Annotated in this window: 15 protein-coding genes, 3 tRNA genes and 2 pseudogenes; 11 read left to right on the plus strand and 9 right to left on the minus strand. The window is 64.6% G+C overall.

From position 1 onward, the window contains the following. Window positions 1–241: 241 nt before the first annotated feature. The 3 genes from I6L39_RS01825 to I6L39_RS01835 form a co-directional block, all read right to left on the minus strand. Complete coding sequence (locus I6L39_RS01825; protein WP_216990869.1) at window positions 242–2,104, minus strand: U32 family peptidase; 1,863 nt, start codon at window positions 2,102–2,104, stop codon at window positions 242–244. A gap of 181 nt (window positions 2,105–2,285) precedes the next feature. Further along, window positions 2,286–2,897: a LysE family translocator gene (locus tag I6L39_RS01830; RefSeq protein WP_216990870.1), complete on the minus strand. Its 612-nt coding sequence runs from the start codon at window positions 2,895–2,897 to the stop codon at window positions 2,286–2,288. A gap of 129 nt (window positions 2,898–3,026) precedes the next feature. Then, window positions 3,027–3,980: a LysR family transcriptional regulator gene (locus I6L39_RS01835; RefSeq protein WP_216990871.1), complete on the minus strand. Its 954-nt coding sequence runs from the start codon at window positions 3,978–3,980 to the stop codon at window positions 3,027–3,029. A 199-nt stretch (window positions 3,981–4,179) separates the two neighbouring features. Here I6L39_RS01835 and I6L39_RS01840 point away from each other — a divergent pair, with 199 nt between their 5' ends. The 11 genes and pseudogenes from I6L39_RS01840 to pepE all read left to right on the plus strand — a co-directional run bounded on the left by I6L39_RS01840 (window position 4,180) and on the right by pepE (window position 14,073). Then, on the plus strand, window positions 4,180–5,268 hold the full coding sequence (locus I6L39_RS01840) for a ketoacyl-ACP synthase III (RefSeq protein WP_216990872.1): 1,089 nt from the start codon (window positions 4,180–4,182) through the stop codon (window positions 5,266–5,268). A 250-nt stretch (window positions 5,269–5,518) separates the two neighbouring features. Continuing rightward, window positions 5,519–5,603 (plus strand) — tRNA-Tyr (locus I6L39_RS01845). 43 nt (window positions 5,604–5,646) lie between these two features. Next, window positions 5,647–5,731, plus strand: a tRNA-Tyr gene (locus I6L39_RS01850). Between the two features lie 31 nt (window positions 5,732–5,762). Further along, a tRNA-Tyr gene (locus I6L39_RS01855) sits at window positions 5,763–5,847 on the plus strand. 135 nt (window positions 5,848–5,982) lie between these two features. Next, the gene (locus I6L39_RS01860) at window positions 5,983–6,258 is read left to right on the plus strand and encodes a hypothetical protein (protein WP_042074895.1); all 276 of its coding nucleotides are present in this window, start codon (window positions 5,983–5,985) and stop codon (window positions 6,256–6,258) included. Window positions 6,259–6,394: 136 nt separating this feature from the next. Further along, window positions 6,395–7,126, plus strand: coding sequence for an EAL domain-containing protein (locus I6L39_RS01865; protein WP_042074898.1), 732 nt, complete (start codon window positions 6,395–6,397; stop codon window positions 7,124–7,126). Between the two features lie 81 nt (window positions 7,127–7,207). After that, window positions 7,208–8,516 (plus strand): annotated as a pseudogene (locus I6L39_RS01870) (endonuclease/exonuclease/phosphatase family protein). A 154-nt stretch (window positions 8,517–8,670) separates the two neighbouring features. Beyond that, entirely contained in the window at window positions 8,671–10,365 is a 1,695-nt protein-coding gene (locus I6L39_RS01875; protein ID WP_216990873.1) for a sensor histidine kinase, read from the plus strand. After that, window positions 10,359–11,096: a two-component system response regulator BtsR gene (btsR, locus tag I6L39_RS01880; RefSeq protein WP_043167151.1), complete on the plus strand. Its 738-nt coding sequence runs from the start codon at window positions 10,359–10,361 to the stop codon at window positions 11,094–11,096. The genes I6L39_RS01875 and btsR overlap by 7 nt, the downstream gene beginning before the upstream one ends. A gap of 211 nt (window positions 11,097–11,307) precedes the next feature. Next, a complete protein-coding gene (locus tag I6L39_RS01885; protein WP_216990874.1) occupies window positions 11,308–13,116 on the plus strand; it encodes a carbon starvation protein A in 1,809 nt (602 codons plus the stop codon). A gap of 216 nt (window positions 13,117–13,332) precedes the next feature. Continuing rightward, the gene (gene pepE, locus I6L39_RS01890; protein ID WP_216990875.1) at window positions 13,333–14,073 is read left to right on the plus strand and encodes a dipeptidase PepE; all 741 of its coding nucleotides are present in this window, start codon (window positions 13,333–13,335) and stop codon (window positions 14,071–14,073) included. Between the two features lie 379 nt (window positions 14,074–14,452). Here the strand turns inward: pepE and I6L39_RS01895 are convergent, their stop codons facing one another. The 6 genes and pseudogenes from I6L39_RS01895 to I6L39_RS01920 all read right to left on the minus strand — a co-directional run bounded on the left by I6L39_RS01895 (window position 14,453) and on the right by I6L39_RS01920 (window position 18,758). Further along, on the minus strand, window positions 14,453–14,770 hold the full coding sequence (locus tag I6L39_RS01895; RefSeq protein WP_042074913.1) for a c-type cytochrome: 318 nt from the start codon (window positions 14,768–14,770) through the stop codon (window positions 14,453–14,455). A 156-nt stretch (window positions 14,771–14,926) separates the two neighbouring features. Beyond that, window positions 14,927–15,046 (minus strand): annotated as a pseudogene (tatA, locus tag I6L39_RS01900) (twin-arginine translocase TatA/TatE family subunit); the annotation flags it as partial. Window positions 15,047–15,109: 63 nt separating this feature from the next. After that, the gene (locus tag I6L39_RS01905; protein ID WP_216990876.1) at window positions 15,110–15,649 is read right to left on the minus strand and encodes a nitrous oxide reductase accessory protein NosL; all 540 of its coding nucleotides are present in this window, start codon (window positions 15,647–15,649) and stop codon (window positions 15,110–15,112) included. 24 nt (window positions 15,650–15,673) lie between these two features. Then, window positions 15,674–16,504, minus strand: a complete 831-nt coding sequence (locus I6L39_RS01910) for an ABC transporter permease (protein WP_216990877.1) — start codon at window positions 16,502–16,504, stop codon at window positions 15,674–15,676. Continuing rightward, entirely contained in the window at window positions 16,501–17,427 is a 927-nt protein-coding gene (locus tag I6L39_RS01915) for an ABC transporter ATP-binding protein (protein WP_216990878.1), read from the minus strand. Before I6L39_RS01915 ends, I6L39_RS01910 begins: the two co-directional genes overlap by 4 nt. Further along, window positions 17,424–18,758 carry a nitrous oxide reductase family maturation protein NosD gene (locus tag I6L39_RS01920; protein ID WP_254203715.1) on the minus strand — a complete coding sequence of 445 codons (1,335 nt, stop codon included), beginning with the start codon at window positions 18,756–18,758 and terminating at the stop codon, window positions 17,424–17,426. The genes I6L39_RS01915 and I6L39_RS01920 overlap by 4 nt, the downstream gene beginning before the upstream one ends. Window positions 18,759–18,784: the final 26 nt, after the last annotated feature.

An 18,784-nucleotide genomic window follows, 5' to 3' on the forward strand; every position in this document is an offset into this window, starting at 1 on the left:
ATCCGCACCCGCAGATCCCCGAACTGCTGGCTGTGCCAGCGGGCGACGCCGCGTTCCCCCTTGTGCTCGGTCGGCGTTATATCGGCCCAGCGGGTCGTGCAAAACGGCAGTGCATCGATCTTCATGACGGTTCCTTTGTCAGCTGACGGTATGGGGCTGCTTAGAGAGACAAGCCCCTTGGGCAGCGCCGCCCCATACTGCCATCTAATCCGCTGCCACCCTATCCCCACACGGGCAGCTGTCAGCGCTTGAGGCTCCCCATCACCTGCATCTCGCAGCGGCGGCAGTCAAAGCGCAGGCGGAAACTCTCCTTGCCCATCTTGAGCTCCAGCGGCTCTGGCTTCAGGCCTGGCACTTCCTTGGGGCAGAGATTCTGGCTGTAGCGGATGCAGTGCTTCGTTGTCATCAGCACCACCTCCCCCTGTTCCTGGTTCGCCTCATAGGCGGGGGCGATGCGTTCCACCCCGTGTTCGCGGAAGAACTGCTCGGCCGCACTGTTCAGCACGTTGCCAAGGTAGGAGAGGCGGTGTTGGGGATAGGGGACGTCACGCAGGGGGATGCGTCGCTCGGGTCGCCGATAGGCGGCAAGACGCGCCGCCTCCAGGGCGGCGATGGCGTCCCGGCGCAGGCCGTTGAGTTGTGAGGCGGCAATAAACAGGGGAGTGGTGAATGCCAGCTCAATCTGGCGAGCCACAAACAGGGTGTTGCCGAGTTTGCCAAGCTGATCCCGCGCCTGTTGCAGCGCCCGTGCCGGGTTGTCGGCCGGCTGCTTGTCGCAGGGGAGCGTGACGGCGGCACCAATGCCCTGCTCGTCGCAGAGCGCGAGCCGCAATCCCTCGTCGCACTCCGATAGCCGCATATCGACCCGGATGCGGCGCTCGCTGCTCGCCTTTTCGAGCTGCTTGCTGAAGGCCTGATCGTGGTTGCGGTAAATTTCGGCACCGACCTTGAGCCCGGGTACGGGCTCTGACAGCAGCAATTGCTTGCCGTCCACCTTGTTCAGGCGCATCCCCACCAGCTCGCCCCCCGGCTTGAAGAAGCCGAGGCCATCGCCGTTGTTGAGGGCCACGGGCTGCCCGTCTATCTCGATGCCGTCTCGGGTCACCCTGCTGACGCGGCCCAGCGGTTCACCCACGTATTTCGGGCTGCGCGGCGAGTCGATCCCCGGCTTTCGGCCATGGAGGAAGTAGTCGGTGCTGCCCCGGTTGAAGCTCTTCTTCGGATCCGGCGTGAAACCATAGCTACAGCGACCGGCGGAAGCGGCCACCAGATCGGAGCGGCTCTCCAGAATGGCATCCAGCTTCTGGCGATACCAGGCGGTGACGTTCTTGACGTAGTCGAGCCCCTTGAGGCGCCCCTCGATCTTGAAGGAGCGGATGCCCGCGGCGATCAGCGCCTCCAGGTTGTCGGTCTGATCCATGTCTTTCAAGGAGAGCAGGTGGCTGTTTTCCACCAGCACCTCCCCCGCAGGCGTTTGCAGGGAGCAGGGCAGCCGGCAGAGCTGGGCGCACTCGCCGCGGTTCGCGCTGCGGCCGGTGCGGGCGTGACTGATGTTGCACTGGCCGCTGTAGGAGACACAGAGCGCGCCGTGGATAAAGAACTCCAGCTGCACCTGGGTCTGGGCGCTGATGGCACGGATCTGCTCGAGCGAGAGTTCGCGCGCCAGCACCACCTGGGAGAAGCCCACGTCCTGCAAGAACTTCACCTTTTCCGGCGTGCGGTTGTCGGTCTGGGTGCTGGCGTGCAGCGCTATGGGAGGAAGATCGAGCGCCAGCAGGCCCATGTCCTGCACGATCAGCGCATCGGCCCCCGCCTCGTAGATCTGGTGGGTCAGGCGCCGGGCCTGCTCCAGCTCGTGGTCGTGCAGCAGGGTGTTGAAGGCGACGAACACCTGGGCGCCGAAGCGGTGGGCGTGGCGCGCCAGCGCTTCGATATCCTCGATGCTGTTGCCCGCCGCGCTGCGGGCACCGAAGGCGGGGCCGCCCATGTAGACGGCATCGGCGCCGTGGTTGATGGCCTCGATGCCATAGGCGAGGTTCCTGGCCGGGGCCAGCAGTTCGAGGCGATTCTGTACAAGACGCTGAGTCTGGGTATGATCCTGCATGGGTCTGGTCTGAAGGCGGACGAGAAATGCCCGTCACTCTAGCGAGACCAGGCGCCCCCCGCCTTGATCCCGCTTAAGATCACCGCAGAATGCAGGATTGACCCGGTACAAGGTCATCTGGCGACCCCCTCATCCCCCCGGCCCTGAGAGAGTGCCGACTACGCTGGCACCCGACGCGGATCTAGATCACTACCTTGAGGGCCAGCCCAAGCAGCACCAGGCCGCTTACCTTGTCGATCACGAAGGACTTGGCCTTGAGCCAGGCGAGTACGGGCCCGCGAGACAGCACCAGGGCCACCAGCACATACCAGAGCGCGTCTATGCCCCCTGCGGTCAGCATCATGATGCCCCCCTCGCGCCAGCCGGTGTCGGCGTGCACGAACTGGCTGAACAGGGCGATGAAGAAGATGGCGAGCTGGGGGTTCAAGAAGGCCACCATAAAGCCCTCGAACGCCCCCTGACGGCCACGTGGCGGATGTCCCTCCTCGCTACCGGACTCGCCGCCAGCGGGCCTGGCCAGCAGCGCCTTGACCCCGAGCCAGGCGAGGAAGGCCGCACCACCGTAACGGATGAGGTCGAACAGCAGCGGAGTCTGGGTGATCAGCAGGGAGAGGCCGAGCGCCGTGATCAAGGCGTAGATCCCCACCCCCAGGCCGTGGCCGAGCGCCGTCGCCACCCCGTGGCCTTGCCCTCCCTGCACCGTGTTGCGGATGATCAGCGCCAGGCTGGGCCCCGGGCTGATGGCTCCCATCACGCAGATGGCGGCGAGCGCCAGCCAACTCGTCAATTCCATACCCTCTCCTCTCTTCGAATCCAGTGTCGGTTGATGTGCTCAGGGTAGGGGGCGCCCAGCTATGCCAGAAGTGAAAGTTATGAATAGAACCCATAGCCGTTGGCTATAGAGTGGCACAAGCCGCTGCCACTAGCGGCGCTTGCCCGGCCCCGTAGCCAGCTGCTTGCGGCTCTCCCCCAGGGTGAACTGCAGGTGATCCCGCAGGAAGGGATAGGCCAGCTCGCGAAACCAGCGGTGGGCCGGATCCAGGTGATGGCGCTGGTGCCACAGCAGATGATACTGCTGGACCCGGGTGGCGAAGGGGAGATCGCAAAAGCTCAGGGCGTGCTCCCGGGAGAGCTGCCAGGCGATGTGGGCCGGGGTGGTCATCAGGCAGTCGGTGCGCAGCAGCACCTCCACCGCGGCCTGGAAGAAGGGCACCCGGGCAAACCAGCGACGGGATCGCCCCAGGGGGGCCAGCACCTGCTCCACCGGGCTGTCCTTGTCGCCGCCGCCGCTCACCTGCAGGTGGGGCCAGGCGAGGTACTCCTCCAGGCTGGGCGCCGTGCCCGCGAGCGGGTGCTGACGCCCCATCAGCATCACCAGCCTGTCCTCCCCCTGATGCAGGCCGCGGATCTGGTCCGGCACCAGATCCGTGATGGTGGAGACCAGATCCAGCTCGGATTGCCAGAGCTGCGGCAGCAGGCGCTTGTCCCACAGGCTGTACTCCAGCGCCGCCCGGGGGGCGGCCTTCGCCAGGGCCGCGCAGATATCGGGCAGGATGTGCTGGGCCACGTAGTCGGAGGAAGCGAGCCGGAACACCCGCTCGCAGCGCTCGGGGACAAACTCCGGCGCCGCGTAGAGCCGCTCCAGGGCACCGAGGGAATCGGCAAGCTGGACCGCCAGCGCCTCGGCCCTCGGGGTCAGCAGCCAGCGCTGCCCCTCCCGCACCAGCAGCTCGTCGCCAAACTCGCTGCGCAGCTGGGTCAGCTGCTTGCTGATGGAGGGCTGGCTCAGGTGCAGCAGCTCCGCCGCCCGGCTGATGTTGCGGGTCTCCAGCAGCACCTTGAGGGTGGGCAGGAGGTTGAGATTCGCTTTGTGCACTGGGATCACCTCGGGTGGGGCAGGCCGGATCGGGAGTTCATATTAAGACAAGGAGAAGCGGAAATTTAAGCAAAATCACGGTCTTGCTCCCGCCACTCCCATTACACTGGTCAGGCCGCAGGATGACAGTGGCGGCCCCGTGCGGCATAATTGCGCAATTTTCCGCCCCCGGGCGGCCATCACGACAAGCGACGACAAGATGAAATACGCCAATATCACCGGTTGGGGAAAATGCCTGCCCCCCGCAGCGCTGACCAATGATGACCTCAGCACCATCATGGATACCTCGGACGAGTGGATCTACCCGCGCACCGGCATCAAGGCCCGTCGGGTCTCCCACGTCAGCACCACGGCGCTCGCCACCCTGGCCGCCCGCCGCGCCCTGGCCTGCGCGGGCCTCGAGGCGGACGCCCTCGATGGCATCATACTCGCGACCGCCACCCCGGGCACGCTCGTGCCCAATGGCGCCTCCGCCGTGCAGCAGGCCCTCGGCGCCCACAAGGCGGCGGTGTTCGACCTCAATGCCGCCTGCACCGGTTTCGTCTATGCCCTCTCCGTCGCCACCTCCCTGGTGCAGACCGGCATGATGCAGCGAGTGCTGGTGATCGGCGCCGAACGGCTGACCCAGTTGCTGGACTGGGCCAAGCGCGACACCGCCGTGCTGTTCGGCGATGGCGCCGGCGCCGTCATCATAGAGGCGAGCGAGCAGGAGAGCGGCCTGATTGCCAGCAAGCTCGGTTGTGACAGCGAGGCGCGGGAGATACTGCACGTGCCGAACTTCGGCACCGATCGGGTGCGCTTTGCCGACATCGACGGCCTCTTCACGTTCAACTTCGAGGGGCAGGAGATCTTCAAGCGTGCCGTGCGCGGCATGGGCGAGGCCACCGGCGCCGTGCTGGCCCAGGCCGGCATCGCCCCCGAGCAGGTCGATCTCATCGTGCCGCACCAGGCCAACGTGCGCATCATCGAGACCCTGGTCAAGCGCATGAACGCCGCCATGGACAAGGTGATGGTCAACATAGAGCAGTACGGCAACACCTCGGCTGCGACTGTGCCCATCGCCCTGTGCGAGGCGCTGGAGCAGGGCCGGGTCAAGCCGAACAGCTACCTGCTCACCGCCGCCTTCGGGGCCGGCCTGACCTGGGGCGCCGCCCTCATCAAGTGGGGCGAGCGCGTCACCCCCCTCGCCCTGTGCGCGGACGAGCTGTCCCCCAGCCAGCAGAGCGCCCTGGAACTCATCGCCCATGCGGTGCAGGGCTGCCAGCGGGCCCGCAACCCGGACGCCTGATGCCCCGCCAAAGTGGTCTATGAAGGAGGAGCCCGGTGCGGCTCCTCTTTTTTATGCCCGTGTTTATGCCCGTGCCAGGCCCGCCTCATGCCGGGCTTCCCCCCTCTGACCCGGCATAAAAGTCATTGAAAAGCGTGAATTTTGAGCGAAACGTATCAAAAAATGACCGCTCGGCACTTTTTTGTCGTCAGAATGCGGCCAAGGGGTTCACAACCTTGCCGGATCTGGTAGTATGCGGCCTCGCACTTGGGGAGGGGTTCCCGAGCGGCCAAAGGGATCAGACTGTAAATCTGACGGCTCTGCCTTCGAAGGTTCGAATCCTTCTCCCTCCACCATTCAAGTGCGCCAAGTAAGTAAAAAATCAGGAAAATACCCCGTGGAGGGGTTCCCGAGCGGCCAAAGGGATCAGACTGTAAATCTGACGGCTCTGCCTTCGAAGGTTCGAATCCTTCTCCCTCCACCATCTTCCTGAGCACAATCTGCAATGCCCCTGTGGAGGGGTTCCCGAGCGGCCAAAGGGATCAGACTGTAAATCTGACGGCTCTGCCTTCGAAGGTTCGAATCCTTCTCCCTCCACCATCCTTCAGAAAGCCCGGCCTTGCGCCGGGTTTTCGCCTTTCAGGACAGACTCCATATGGAGCTGTCAGATCTGACAATTGTCCCGCTCCGCATTTTTCGAAACAGTGGACTCCTCACCGTCAGGAGCCACCTCGCATGTTTGCAATCTGGGATGAAACCGGCCAGGAGCAGGGCTTGAGCCTGCCCCAACTGCAGCAACGCCTGCACAACTATCAGGGTGACGTCATGGTGCGCTATCTCAACCGCCTCGGCCTGTCGACGACCCTGTTCCTGACCATCCATCAGGGCCAGGCCTACCAGCGCTTCAAGGCGGGTACACCGCCACTGGATTGGGAGTGGCTGGCCCAGGCCATGCACGGTACGCCACTCCAGAAGGCCGAAAGCCGCCAGCAGACGAATGCCTTGATCTGAGCAGAGCGCTCTCCACCTCGCTTGCGGCCCGCCCCCGCCCTGTTCTGGTGGCAGCCTGATTATCAGACTCTTCCTACAGCTCCCGTTTAGGTCTTCCCTGTATGATGCGCAGCCATGTTCCGGTCAGGTGAGAGCCATGTTTGCGTTCAAAGAAGAGTATCCCGTGAGTGCCATGGCCAACATGGCGGATATCGCCGTCCCCTTTTATCAGCCCATCATAGGCCGGGATCGTCAGGTCAAGGGGTATGAGGCGCTGGCTAGGCGCTGGGATGTCGGGCAGCAGCGCTATCTGGGCATCGACTTCGCCGCGCTCGGCGAGGACGACACCCTGCACCTGGATATCGTCATGCTGAGGGCCATACTGCGCGATCTGCCCGTGCTCGCGCAAAAAGGCCCCTATGCGCTCTCCATCAACCTCAATCCGGCGCTCTCCAGCCCCACCTACCGCAACCTGCTGTTGCTGGTGCTGCTCCAGGCCCGCAAGCTGGGGATAGCCATCTGGTTCGAGGTGCTGGAGCACGTCAGGATCAAGCGCCAGCACAGGGAGATGATCGAGGTGTTGCGGGCCCATGGCGCCCACATCGCCTGCGACGACTTCGGCTCCCAGGCGTGCAACTTCCAGCGTCTGATGATGCTCCCCTACGAGATAGTGAAACTGGATCGCTCCCTGCTGCTTCAGGCTGCGCTCAGCACCCACGCCCTCAACATGCTGACCGGACTGGTGAAGTACCTGCAGCGGCTCGGCATGGCCGTGGTGTGCGAGGGGGTGGAGACCCAGGCCCATATCCAGGTGGCGAACCGGCTCGACTGCGACTATCAGCAAGGCTACGCCTACGCCATGCCCTCCCCCCTCTCCCGCTGGGCCTGAGCGGAGCGCTTGACCCTCAAGGGAGAAACAGGGCACATTCCCCTGGAAATCCGGCAGGGTGCTGCCATTTTTCTGCCAAAGATGGCAGGCTGTCCCGGCCACCATGACGCCGAGACCAGCCATGATCCGCTTTGCCACCTTCAACCTCGCCTTCGATCGCACCGCCCCCGGCATGCTCGCCGGTGAACTGGCCCTGAGCCGCACCGAGCAGGATGCCCTTCTGGTCCGCCTCGCCGACGGCACCCTGAGCGGAGCCGAGAAGACCAGGGCCTTGAACGTGCAGCAGATCCGCAACGTCGCCGAGATAGTGCAGCGCACCCGGCCGGACGTGTTGCTGCTGAGCGAATTCGACAATGACGGCAAGGGCAGCGACACCACGGACCTCAAAGCCTTCAACGACAACTACCTGGCCCACGCCCAGCACGACGAGGTGAAGGCCATCGGCTACCCGGTGCTGCAGCACTTCGCCACCAACACCGGCCTGATGAGCGGCCATGACCTCAACCTGGACGGAAAGCGCAACAACGGGCCGGACGACGCCTGGGGCTTTGGCAACTACCACGGCCAGTACGCCTTCGCCGTGATGTCCCAGTACCCCATCGATACCAGGCAGATCCGTACCTTCCAGCACTTCAAGTGGAAGGAGATGCCGGGCGAGAAGAACCCCATCATCGATGACTGCAACAATGCCAAGGCCCAGATCCCGGCCAGCCGCCAGTGTGGCGATGCCTGGTATGACGACGCCGCCTGGCAGGCCTTCCCGCTCTCATCCAAGAACCACGCCGACGTGCCGGTGCGCATCAGGCAGGGAGACAGGGAGGAGGTGATCCACTTCCTCATCTCCCACCCGACCCCGCCCATCTTCGGTAACGCGGCGCGCCACACCGTCAAGCACAACCGCGCCGAGATAGCCTTCTGGCAGGACTATGTGGAAGGGGCAAGCTACATGGTGGATGACGCCGGCAAGGCCGGTGGCCTGCTCGCGGGCGCCAGGTTCGTCATCGCTGGCGATCTCAATGCCGATCCCCAGATTGGCGATGGGGATCTCACCGCCATCCAGGATCTGCACAACCATGTGCTGGTCAATCAGGCCGTCACCAAGGGCGCCCTGATCCCGGTCAGCCAGGGCGGCCCCGAGTGCCTCGCCAGCCAGCCGGATCAGTGCAAGCGCAACAACAACCGCCCCACCCCGGAGCGCATCACCAGCAGCAGCGGCCTGCAGCTCGACCACGTGCTGCCCTCCGCCAACCTGAACGCGGTCGCCTCCGGCGTGTTCTGGCCGGCCAGCTTCGAGCCGGGCCATCACCTGGTGTATGACGCCAAGCTCGGCATCGCCAAGGGAGTCAGTTCGGATCACCGCCTGGTGTGGGTCGACGTCGCGCTCGATTGACCGGCAGCCAGGGCGAAGGGATGCCTTTGACTCAGGGTGCCGGCAAATCTGTGCGCAGGCGCGCTATTCCGGCGCCCGCGGCTTGCAGCGCAAATCGGGGTTTGCTAATACTCCGCGTCCATTGGATGAGCATCCCCTTTCGAGATAGTGTGCCGTGGCTTTCGAACAATTCGCGCTCGTGATATCTCTCTTCCAGCAGCTGTGCGTCTATCTGGTGATCGCCTGGCTGCTCTCCAAGACGCCGCTCTTCATGCCGCTCACTCAGGTGACCCTGAGCTGGCCCCACAAGATCCTCTGCTACCTCATCTTCTCCGGCTTCTGCGTCATGGGCACCTACTTTGGCCTCAGGGTCGAGGACTCCATCGCCAACACCCGCGCCATCGGCGCCGTGCTCGGCGGCATCGTCGGCGGCCCTGTGGTGGGCCTCCTGGTGGGGCTCACCGGCGGCATCCATCGCTACTCGCTGGGGGGCTTTACCGCCCTGGCCTGCACCTTCTCCACCATCGCCGAGGGGCTGCTCGGCGGCCTGGTGCACCGCCACTTCGTCGCCCGCCACCGGCTCGATCTGCTGTTCAGCCCCTGGGTGGTGGGCTCTGTGGCCCTCATCGCCGAGCTGATGCAGATGGGGATCATATTGCTGGTGGCCCGTCCGTATGACGACGCCATCCACCTCATCGAGAACATCATAGCCCCCATGCTGGTGGCCAATACCCTGGGTGCCGCCATGTTCATGCGGATGATCCTCGATCACCGCGCCATGCTGGAGAAGTACTCGGTCGCCTTCTCCGCCCGCGCCCTCAAGATCGCCGAGCGGGCGATGCGGGTGCTGGACAAGGGCTTCACCCAGGAGGCGTGCCAGCAGATGGCGCGCATCCTCTACGAGGAGACCGGGGTCGGTGCGGTGGCCATCACCGATCGGGAGAAGCTGCTCGCCTTTATCGGCATCGGCGAGGATCACCATCTGCCGGGCACCGCCATCAACTCGGCCCACACCTTCAAGGCGATCCAGCACAACGAGGTGGTCTATGCGGACGGCAACCTCATCCCTTACAGTTGCAACCTGCATCCCCAGTGCCGGCTCGGCTCCTCGCTGGTCATTCCGCTGCGGGGGGAAGAGGGGTCGGTGGTGGGTACCATCAAGCTCTACGAGCCCAAGCGCAAGTTCTTCTCCTCCATCAACCGTACCCTGGGGGAAGGGATCGCCCGGCTGCTCTCCGGCCAGATCCTGGCCGGCAAGTACAACGAGCAGAAGCGGCTGCTGGCCCAGTCGGAGATCAAGCTGTTGCAGGCGCAGATCAACCCGCACTTCCTGTTCAACGCCCTCAACACCCTGGCGGCGGTGATCCGGCGCGACCCCGAGGATGCCCGCACCCTGGTGCACCACCTCTCCACCTTCTTTCGCAAGAACCTCAAGCGCCAGGGTGACGAGGTGACCCTGGCCGACGAGCTGGAGCATGTGAACGCCTATCTGCACATCGAGCAGGCCCGCTTCGCCGAGCACCTGAGCGTGCAGATCCAGATCCCCGAACCGCTGCTGGAGTACCGGCTGCCCACCTTCTCCCTGCAGCCCATCGTCGAGAACGCCATCAAGCACGGCATCTCCCAGATGTTCGAGCCCGGCAAACTGACCCTGACGGCGCGGCAGGAGGGCGAGCAGCTGGTGCTGGAGGTCTGTGACAACGCCGGCCTCTATCAGGCCAGGCGGGAGGAGAGCGGCCTTGGCATGAACATAGTGGATCGGCGCATCAAGGCCCGTTACGGCGCCGAGTACGGGGTCACCATTCACTGCGAGCCCCATCAATCCACCCGGGTGAGGATCACCCTTCCCCTGCAGGAGAGCCCATGCTGACCGCCCTGATCGTCGACGATGAACCCCTCGCCCGCGAGGAGCTGCGGCTGCTGCTGGAGCAGGCGGGCAACATCCGCCTGTTGGGGGAGTGTGCCCACGCCATGGAGGCGCTGCCCGCCATCCATCGCCTGAAACCCGACCTGCTGTTTCTCGACATCCAGATGCCGCGCATCAGCGGGCTGGAGCTGGTGAGCATGCTGGATCCGGACTTGCGCCCCCACATCGTCTTCATCACCGCCTACGACGAGTTTGCCCTGCGCGCGTTCGAGGAGAACGCCCTCGACTACCTGCTCAAGCCGGTCACCAGCGAACGGATGAACAAGGCGCTGGAGCGCATCCAGCGGCTGCTTTCGCCAAAGGGTGAGCTGGCGGGCCAACCGCTGCCGGATCCGACCCGCATCGCCCAGCCCCTGCGCAGCATTCCCTGCAGCGGCCACAACCGCATCCTGCTGCTGCCCCTTGGCGAGGTGGAGTTCGTCCACAGCGATCTGGCCGGCAACAAGGTGGTGAGCGCCCAGCAGCAAGGCACCACCGAGCTGACCCTGCGCACCCTGGAGGAGAAGACCGGCTTCGTGCGCTGTCACCGCCAGTACCTGCTCAACCCGGGCCAGATCCGCGAGATCCTGCTGCTGGACGGCGGCCTGGCGGAGGTGGTGACCCAGGGCGGCCACAAGGTGCCGGTGAGCCGGCGCTACCTCAAGCCCCTCAAAGAATTGTTGGAGATCCCCTGAGGGGCGGGCCACTCGCCCCATCCCCTGCCCGTTACCGCTCACCCGCTTCCCGCGCCCGCCGGCTCATCCCTCAAACCGCTCGGGGCCGCTTTTCTGCCGCTCGCGGGCGGCCCTCTGCCACTGACCCTTTCTGCGCTCCCCTTTCCCTGCCGCCTGCGTAGAGTGCAGCCTGAGCCCGGCCAGATTGGCCGCAGGAAAAGGAAACTCCGTCATGCAACACGCAATCACCTTCGTCATTGCGGCCCTCTGCATCCTCGCCATCGCCTATCGCCTCTACGGCGTGTTCTTTGTGCGCAAGGTGCTGCGGGCCGACGACAAGCTGGTCACCCCCTCCCACGAGCTGGAAGATGGCAAGAACTATGTGCCGACCAACAAGTGGGTCAACTTCGGCCAGCACTTCGCGGCCATCGCCGCCGCCGGCCCCCTGGTGGGCCCGGTCCTGGCCGCCCAGTACGGCTACCTGCCGAGCTTCCTCTGGCTGCTGATCGGCTGCGTCATCGGCGGTGCGGTGCACGACACAGTCGTGCTGTTCGCCTCCATGAAGCACCAGGGCAAGTCCCTCTCCGAGGTGGCCAAGGCCGAGCTCGGCCCCATCGCGGGTTGGTGTACCGGCCTTGCGATGCTGTTCATCATCACCATCACCATGGCGGGTCTCTCCATGGTGGTGGTGCACGCGCTGGAGCGTAACGCCTGGGGCGTGTTCGCGGTCTTCATGACCATCCCCATCTCCATGGTGGTGGGGATCTGGCACAAGCTGACCGGCAACCTGCAAGCCGCCTCCTCGGTGGGCTTCATCGCCGTGCTGGCCTGCGTCTTCTTCGGCCCCTACGTGCAGGAGAGCGCCTTCGGTGCCTGGCTGACCCTGCGCGCCGAGACCATCAGTCTGGCGCTGCCCATCTACGCCTTCTTCGCCACCGCGCTGCCGGTCTGGCTGCTGCTCACCCCGCGCGGCTACATCTCCAGCTTCATGAAGATCGGCGTGTTCGGCGCCCTGGTGATCGGCGTCATCTGCATCAACCCCGAGATCCAGTTCCCCGCCATGACCCAGTTCGTCCACGGCGGCGGCCCGGTACTGGGCGGCCCGGTCTGGCCCTTCATCTCCATCACCATCGCCTGTGGCGCCATCTCCGGCTTCCACGCCTTCATCGGCTCGGGCACCACCCCGAAACTGGTGGACAAGTGGAACGACATCCTGCCGGTCGCCTTCGGTGCCATGCTGGCGGAGTGCGTGGTGGGCGTGATGGCGCTGATCGCCGCCACCGCCCTGCACCCGGCGGACTACTTCGCCATCAACGCCACCCCGGAAGCCTTCGCCAAGCTGGGGATGCAGGTGGTGGACCTGCCCTTCCTCTCCCAGGAGATCGGCATGGATCTGAACGGCCGCACCGGCGGCGCCGTCACCCTGGCAGTGGGCATGTCCTACATCTTCACCAAGGTGCCCTGGTTCAGTAACCTCGCCTCCTACTTCTTCCAGTTCGTGGTGATGTTCGAAGCGGTCTTCATCCTGACCGCCGTCGACTCCGGCACCCGGGTCTCCCGCTACCTCATCCAGGACTTCTTCGGCGAGTTCTACCCGCCCCTCAAGCGCATCGACTGGATGCCGGGCGCCATCGGGGCCAGCGTGCTCGCCTGCGTGATGTGGGGCTATCTGCTGATGTCCGGCGATATCGGCTCTGTGTGGGCGCTGTTCGGGGTATCGAACCAGCTGATGGCCTCGGTGGGCCTCATCATAGGCGCCACCATCATCTTGCGACTGGCCCACAAGCGCCGCTACATGCTGACCTGCCTGATCCCGCTGGCCTACCTGTTCGTCACCGTCAACTACGCCGGTTACTGGATGATGCGCAACGTCTACTTCAACTCGGCCGCCAAGGGCTACAACCCGATGAACGGCATCATCTCCCTCATCATGCTGGTGCTGGGGGCGCTGATCCTGATCTCCGCCCTGCGCAAGTGGAGCGAGCTGTGGAAGCTGCGCCAGCAGCCCGAGTTCCGGGTGGCCGAGGCGACCGCCTCCTGATCCGTCCAGCCCTCCTCGGACCCCGCCTCGGCGGGGTCTTTCATTGGCGCTGCGCATTCATCCATTGGCATTGACCCGCCCCTTCGCTGTGGTTGAATGGGTCCCCGGATCACAGAACCGCCCGGCCCGGGGTGCTAGCATGCCCCGACGGCCACTTGGCCGCACCGGCCCAAGTGATCCTCCCTCCTCCGCTTTCACCCTTTGAGGACAGCTTTCATGGAACTGCTTCTGCTCAGCAACGGCAAAACCACAGAACACCCCGGCCTGCTCGGCTGGGCCCGGGAGCGGGTACAAACCCTGCTCGCCCGCAAACAGGTCAAGCACATCCTGCTCATCCCCTACGCGGTGATCCGCAGCGACTGGGACGCCCGCGCCTTCGAACTCAGCGAGAGCCTGGGGGTGAAGGCCATCAGCATCCACCAGTTCGACGATCCGGTGGATGCCATCCAGCGGGCCGACGCCATCTTCATCAGCGGCGGCAACACCTGGCGCCTGAACCAGCTGCTGCACGAATACGGCCTGGTGGTGCCCATCCAGCGTGCCGTGCGCGAGCGGGGCGTGCCCTATGTGGGCTGGAGCGCCGGCTGCAACGTGGCTACCCCCAGCATCCGCACCACCAACGACATGCCGGTGTGCAGCGCCGCCGTGCTGCCGGCGCTGGGCCTGTTCCCCGTGCAGATCAACCCCCACTACCTGGATGCCGGCATCAGCGGCCACATGGGGGAGACCCGGGACGAGCGGCTCGCCGAGTTCTGCGCCATCAACCCGAGCGAGTCCGTGGTGGCCCTGCGCGAAGGGAGCCTGCTTCAGGTAAGCGGCGAGAACGGCGGCGAGCGCATCGAATACTGGAGCACCCGGGGCGAGGGCTTCAAGATCTTCAAACACGGTGAAGCGCCCCAGGAGTTTATGGACGCCGCCCCGCTGGCCAAGCTGACCCCCTTCACCCCCAGGATCTGACGCGACTGGCATCGCCAGATCTGATGCATCAATGAAAAGAGGGATGGCCCACGCCATCCCTCCCGTTTTCTTCCGCTCGCCAACGACAGACCCCACCCTGTGTGGCCTCCGCATAGAGGAAGTCAGGGAGGGGACGCTCATAGGCGGCCTGGTTCACGAGAGGGTCGTCGGGACTGCCGGGCATCGGCATAGACAGGGGGCGGGGAACCTGGGTGCGCGTCGGGAGAGATGACGGGCGCCAGACCCTCATCATGCGGAGCACCGGCATCGTCTCTTGCGGTGGAAAGAGAGCGGGACCCGATGGTCAGAGGGTGATCCTGGCGGCAAGGTCCCGGATCCCCCCTGACTCAACATCGGCCCAAGTGCGAGCCGACACGACTCATTTTTTCTGACTGAGCACCCATTCGGCCAAGGTCTTGGCCTCGTCTTCCGTGACGGCGTTGGCCGGCATGGGCACGGCACCCCAGGTGCCCTGGGTGCCATTCTTGATGCGACCGGCCAGCAGGGTGGCGGCGTCCTTCTGCCCTGCATACTTGGCGGCCACATCCGTGAAGGCGGGGCCGACCAGCTTGGAGTCCACCATGTGGCAGCCCACGCAAGGCTTGCTCCTGAACAGCGCCTCGCCATCTTGCGCCATCGCCGGTTGCAGGCCGAACACAGAACCCAGTACTAACAGTGAAAGCACGCTTTTTTTCATGTTGGTATTTCCTTTTGTTGATGGAGGCGGTAACGCCCCCGCTTGGTATCCGGCCTCTCGAACCCGGTCACGCTGGCGGCCCGGCGCGACCAAGGGCATCAGATATCGGGCGCAGATAATGTTCTCTTACTGGCTCTCTTTATCGCCCAGCATGTTACGAAATCCCCGCACGGCATTGCCCAGATCCGAACCGATGCCACGCAGGCGTCCAGTGCCAAACAACATGATGACAATGGCGAGAATGATCAAAAGCTTCCAAACACTGATCCCCATCATGGGAGCATCCTCTTGCGATCTAATGAGTGAGAAGGGGTGAAAAATGTGGTCGATGCCAGCCGGTCAATGGGCCGCCGTACCGCCGTGCGGCTCGGCCTGATGGGAGTCGGGTTGCAGCAGGGCGAGATCTATCTGCCCGAACCGCACCAGCCTGCCACCCTGTTTGGCGGCGAACGCCTTGGCATCCTCTTCGCGGGCGAACGAGGCCAGTGCGGCCCCCATGGCCCCTTTCAGGTTCGCGCCGACGACATAAAAGGCCTGGCGAGCGTCGATCAGGGCGTCATCATTCGGCTTCTCCCAGGTCGAGCGCGCCATGTCGTGCACATAGAGGGTGATATCTTGTCCCCGGTTTTCCGGTTGCAACCACCAACCGAACAGCTCGGCCGTCGAGCAGAACTTCATCGCCCCCTCTTTGCCCACCGCCTCCCCCTTGGGGCCGGGAAAGTCACCGATCGCCATGCCGCAGACGTGACACTCGTCGCCGGAGTGAAAGGCGACCGGCTCATACACCTGCCGATCCGAGTCGGCATCGTTGCAACCGGCCAGCGCAAGCAGCAGGGCTGCCAGACAGCCTTTGAGATAAAAACCATTTGAATTCAGCATATTAATATCCTTGTGATACCCGGCTCAGAGCGAGCGACGACGAAACACGGCATAAGCCAGCCACAGCGACACGCCGACCCACAACAGCAGGCAGAGCCCGAGCAGCTCGCTGGGAAAGGGCAATTCGCTGCCGAGAGAAAGGACTCCCAGCCCGCCACTCTCCCCCTCGAAGCCGGAGAGGTTGATCAGCCGGTAGATGTCCGCCGGATTGAGCAACAGCAGCCAGGGCAGGAGGGTGGCGCTGAAATGCCCCTCGCTTAGCACCAGCAGGGCCAGCAGCAGCAGATCAAACACCAGCACGAACAGGAACCAGACGCCCAGCGCCAGCCCGGCGGCGCGGGACTTCTCGCTGACCTTGCTGCTCAGCACATAGGCCATGGCGAGGAAGACCCAGCCCAGCAGGGTTGACGACACCATGAAACGGCCGAACGCCCAGACCAGGGTGGAGAGGGAGATATCCTCCACCAGCACGGCGATGGCCAGGGCGGCGCAGCCAAAGCCGAGCAGCGTCGCCAGCGCCAGGATCAGGCCATGGCCGACAAATTTGCCCATCAGGATCTGGCCGTGACCGAGGGGGTAGGTCAGCAGCAGCATCAGGGTGCCGCTCTCCTCCTCACCGACGATGGCGTCATAGGCCAGCAGCAGGGCGATGAGGGGCATCAGGAAGGTCGCGAGGCTCGCCAGACTCGCGATGGTGGCGGGGATGGAGGTAAACCCCAACTGGCCGGAGGCGGCGGCGCCGAGCCAGGCGATGCCGACCGCCAGCACCGCAAACAGCAGGCTGATGGCCAGCAGCCAACGGTTGCGCAGGCCATCGCTGAACTCCTTGCGGGCAATGTTCCAGACCTGATTCATGGCTGTCCCTCCTTCCGGTTCGCCTGATCGGCGCGCGCCATGTAGTGGCAATAGAGATCTTCCAGCGAGGGTTGATGCACCTCGATGTCGCCCGGCTCGCATTCACGCAGTAACTCGCGTAGCAGCGCCAGCTTGTGGCCGTTGTGCACCACCACCTCCAGGCTCTGTGCATCGAGCAAGCGCGTCTGGTGGCCCGCCCCCTGCCAGCGGTCGCGCCAATGGCTGCCATCTGCCAGCCCGTGAACGCGCATCCGTACCGGCAAGCCGGTGTCGGCGCGCAACTGGGCGAGGTCGCCCACGGCTTGCAAGCGGCCAGCGGCCAGAATGGCGACGCGATTGAGATGAGACTCCACCCCGGCGAGCGCGTGGGAGCAGAGGATGATGCTGGTCCCCCCCTGACGCAGGCGATCGATCAGCTGATAGAGCTCCTGGGTGGCGATGGGATCCAGCCCCACCGTGGGTTCATCGAGCAGCAGCAGGCGCGGCTCGCCGAGCAGTGCCTGGGCCAGGCCGAGCCGCTGGCGCATCCCCTTGGAGTAGGTCTTCACCCGGCGATCCGCCGCGTGGCCGAGCCCGACCTGATCCAGCAACACCGCCACCTGTTGGGGGGCAGCCCCCCGCAGACGGGCGAAATGGGCGAGGGTTTCCCGCCCCGTGAGCTGCGGATAGAAGGTCACGTTCTCCGGCAGATAGCCGAGCTGACGCCGCACCTCGAGATCCTGCGGCTGACCACCGAGCACCTCGACCCTGCCCTCGCTGGGCGTCAGCAGGCCGAGGATCAGCTTCATGCTGGTGGTCTTGCCCGCACCGTTATGGCCAAACAGCCCCAGCACCTCCCCCTCGTGCAGGCTCAGGTTCAAGTCCTGCAATATGGTCATGCCCGCGATGCGCTGGTGCACGCCCTGAATGTCGACCGCCTTCATGAGGGATCCTCCTGTTTCTGATGCGCCTGGATGGCGGGAGGCCGCATCAGCGGGTGGCTATCCTGCACGCCGGGCGACTTGATGATGGGGAAGGCGCGCTGGGCCCAGCGCAGCACCTCGATGCCGGGGCTGTTCATCAGCAGCCGGACCTGCGGGTAGAGCCAGAGCAGCCTGTCCACGTTGTCATTCGGTTCGTAGGCCACCTCGCCCAGGCCGTCGTCGTTGCGATCCCAGCCCAGATAATCGCTCCAGTAGTTGCCGCGCCCCTCCACCGACCACTCCTGGCGCCGGGAGGCGACATATTTGACCTGCTGTCGGTTGCCGATGAAGGCATTGTCGCTGATGAGGTTATCCTCCGACCCGGCCGTGAGATGGATACCGAGCGTGCTGCGCTCAAATCGGTTGCGCTCGATGCGGTTGAACAACGAGTTGTAGATAAACAGTGCCTTGCCCTCGGAGCCGGAGCTCGCGGTCATAGCCATGTCCTCACCCGAGCCGCCGTCACGCACCCCCGTGACCAGATTGTCCGTGAGGGTGGAATAGGTGATGTAGTTCATCAGGATCCCGTAGTTTTGATCCTGCTCGGAGCGGTTGCCGATCACGGTCAGCTTGCGACTCTGCATGAGCGCGTAACCGGTGCGGGTACGGCGGGTCAGGTTGCCCACCACCCTGTTGTCGTTGGAAAACATGTAATGAATGCCGTAGCGCAGATCTTCCAGCCGATTGCCTTCGAGGCTGTTGCCGTTGGAGGTGTCGATGTAGATGCCATCGCGGGCGTGGTGTACCCGATTGCCGATGACCCGCGCCCCGTGCACCGCATAGAGATGAATGCCGTTGCCGCGATCCTGGGAGCGGATCCGCGGATCTCCCTCGATGACATTCTCCAGCAGGCTGACGTTGCTCGTGCCATCCACCCAGATCCCGCTGGCCGGTCCCCGCATCCGGTTCGCCTGCACCCTGGCGCGGGTGGCTTCCCGCTGGATGAAGACGGCGGCATTGAGTTGGGTGAGGTTGTTACCCCAGTTGGTCAGGGTGCAACCCTGCACCGTCACGTCCGGCGCGGCGATGGTGAGGGCATTGCCCTCCCCCTCGGCATCGAGCACCGCCCCCGCCTCGCAACTGAGCGTCAGGGATGCTTCGATACGAAACTGCCCCCGATACTCGCCGGCAGGCAGACGCCAGTGCGCCTCACCATCGGGTTGCAGGGGCAGGGAGCGAATGGATTGAGGTGCCGCACAGGCGGCCCCGATGCAGGAACAGCCCAGCACCCACAGCGCAACGGTGCGCCAAAGCCGTCTTGGCAAAGCCGGTAAGACCGAGAGAGGGTTCATGTCCAACATCCTGAAAATGCGGGTGG

Source organism: Aeromonas sp. FDAARGOS 1409, assembly GCF_019048705.1.
Taxonomy (GTDB): Bacteria; Pseudomonadota; Gammaproteobacteria; order Enterobacterales; family Aeromonadaceae; genus Aeromonas; species Aeromonas sanarellii.

Excerpts from the sequence above, each read along its gene's own strand:
- I6L39_RS01825 (WP_216990869.1), bottom strand. The coding sequence starts at position 2,104 with ATGCAGGATCATACCCAGACTCAGCGTCTTGTACAGAATCGCCTCGAA.
- I6L39_RS01830 (WP_216990870.1), bottom strand. The coding sequence starts at position 2,897 with ATGGAATTGACGAGTTGGCTGGCGCTCGCCGCCATCTGCGTGATGGGA.
- I6L39_RS01840 (WP_216990872.1), top strand. The coding sequence starts at position 4,180 with ATGAAATACGCCAATATCACCGGTTGGGGAAAATGCCTGCCCCCCGCA.
- I6L39_RS01860 (WP_042074895.1), top strand. The coding sequence starts at position 5,983 with ATGTTTGCAATCTGGGATGAAACCGGCCAGGAGCAGGGCTTGAGCCTG.
- I6L39_RS01865 (WP_042074898.1), top strand. The coding sequence starts at position 6,395 with ATGTTTGCGTTCAAAGAAGAGTATCCCGTGAGTGCCATGGCCAACATG.
- btsR (WP_043167151.1), top strand. The coding sequence starts at position 10,359 with ATGCTGACCGCCCTGATCGTCGACGATGAACCCCTCGCCCGCGAGGAG.
- I6L39_RS01885 (WP_216990874.1), top strand. The coding sequence starts at position 11,308 with ATGCAACACGCAATCACCTTCGTCATTGCGGCCCTCTGCATCCTCGCC.
- pepE (WP_216990875.1), top strand. The coding sequence starts at position 13,333 with ATGGAACTGCTTCTGCTCAGCAACGGCAAAACCACAGAACACCCCGGC.
- I6L39_RS01895 (WP_042074913.1), bottom strand. The coding sequence starts at position 14,770 with ATGAAAAAAAGCGTGCTTTCACTGTTAGTACTGGGTTCTGTGTTCGGC.
- I6L39_RS01905 (WP_216990876.1), bottom strand. The coding sequence starts at position 15,649 with ATGCTGAATTCAAATGGTTTTTATCTCAAAGGCTGTCTGGCAGCCCTG.
- I6L39_RS01910 (WP_216990877.1), bottom strand. The coding sequence starts at position 16,504 with ATGAATCAGGTCTGGAACATTGCCCGCAAGGAGTTCAGCGATGGCCTG.
- I6L39_RS01915 (WP_216990878.1), bottom strand. The coding sequence starts at position 17,427 with ATGAAGGCGGTCGACATTCAGGGCGTGCACCAGCGCATCGCGGGCATG.
- I6L39_RS01920 (WP_254203715.1), bottom strand. The coding sequence starts at position 18,758 with ATGAACCCTCTCTCGGTCTTACCGGCTTTGCCAAGACGGCTTTGGCGC.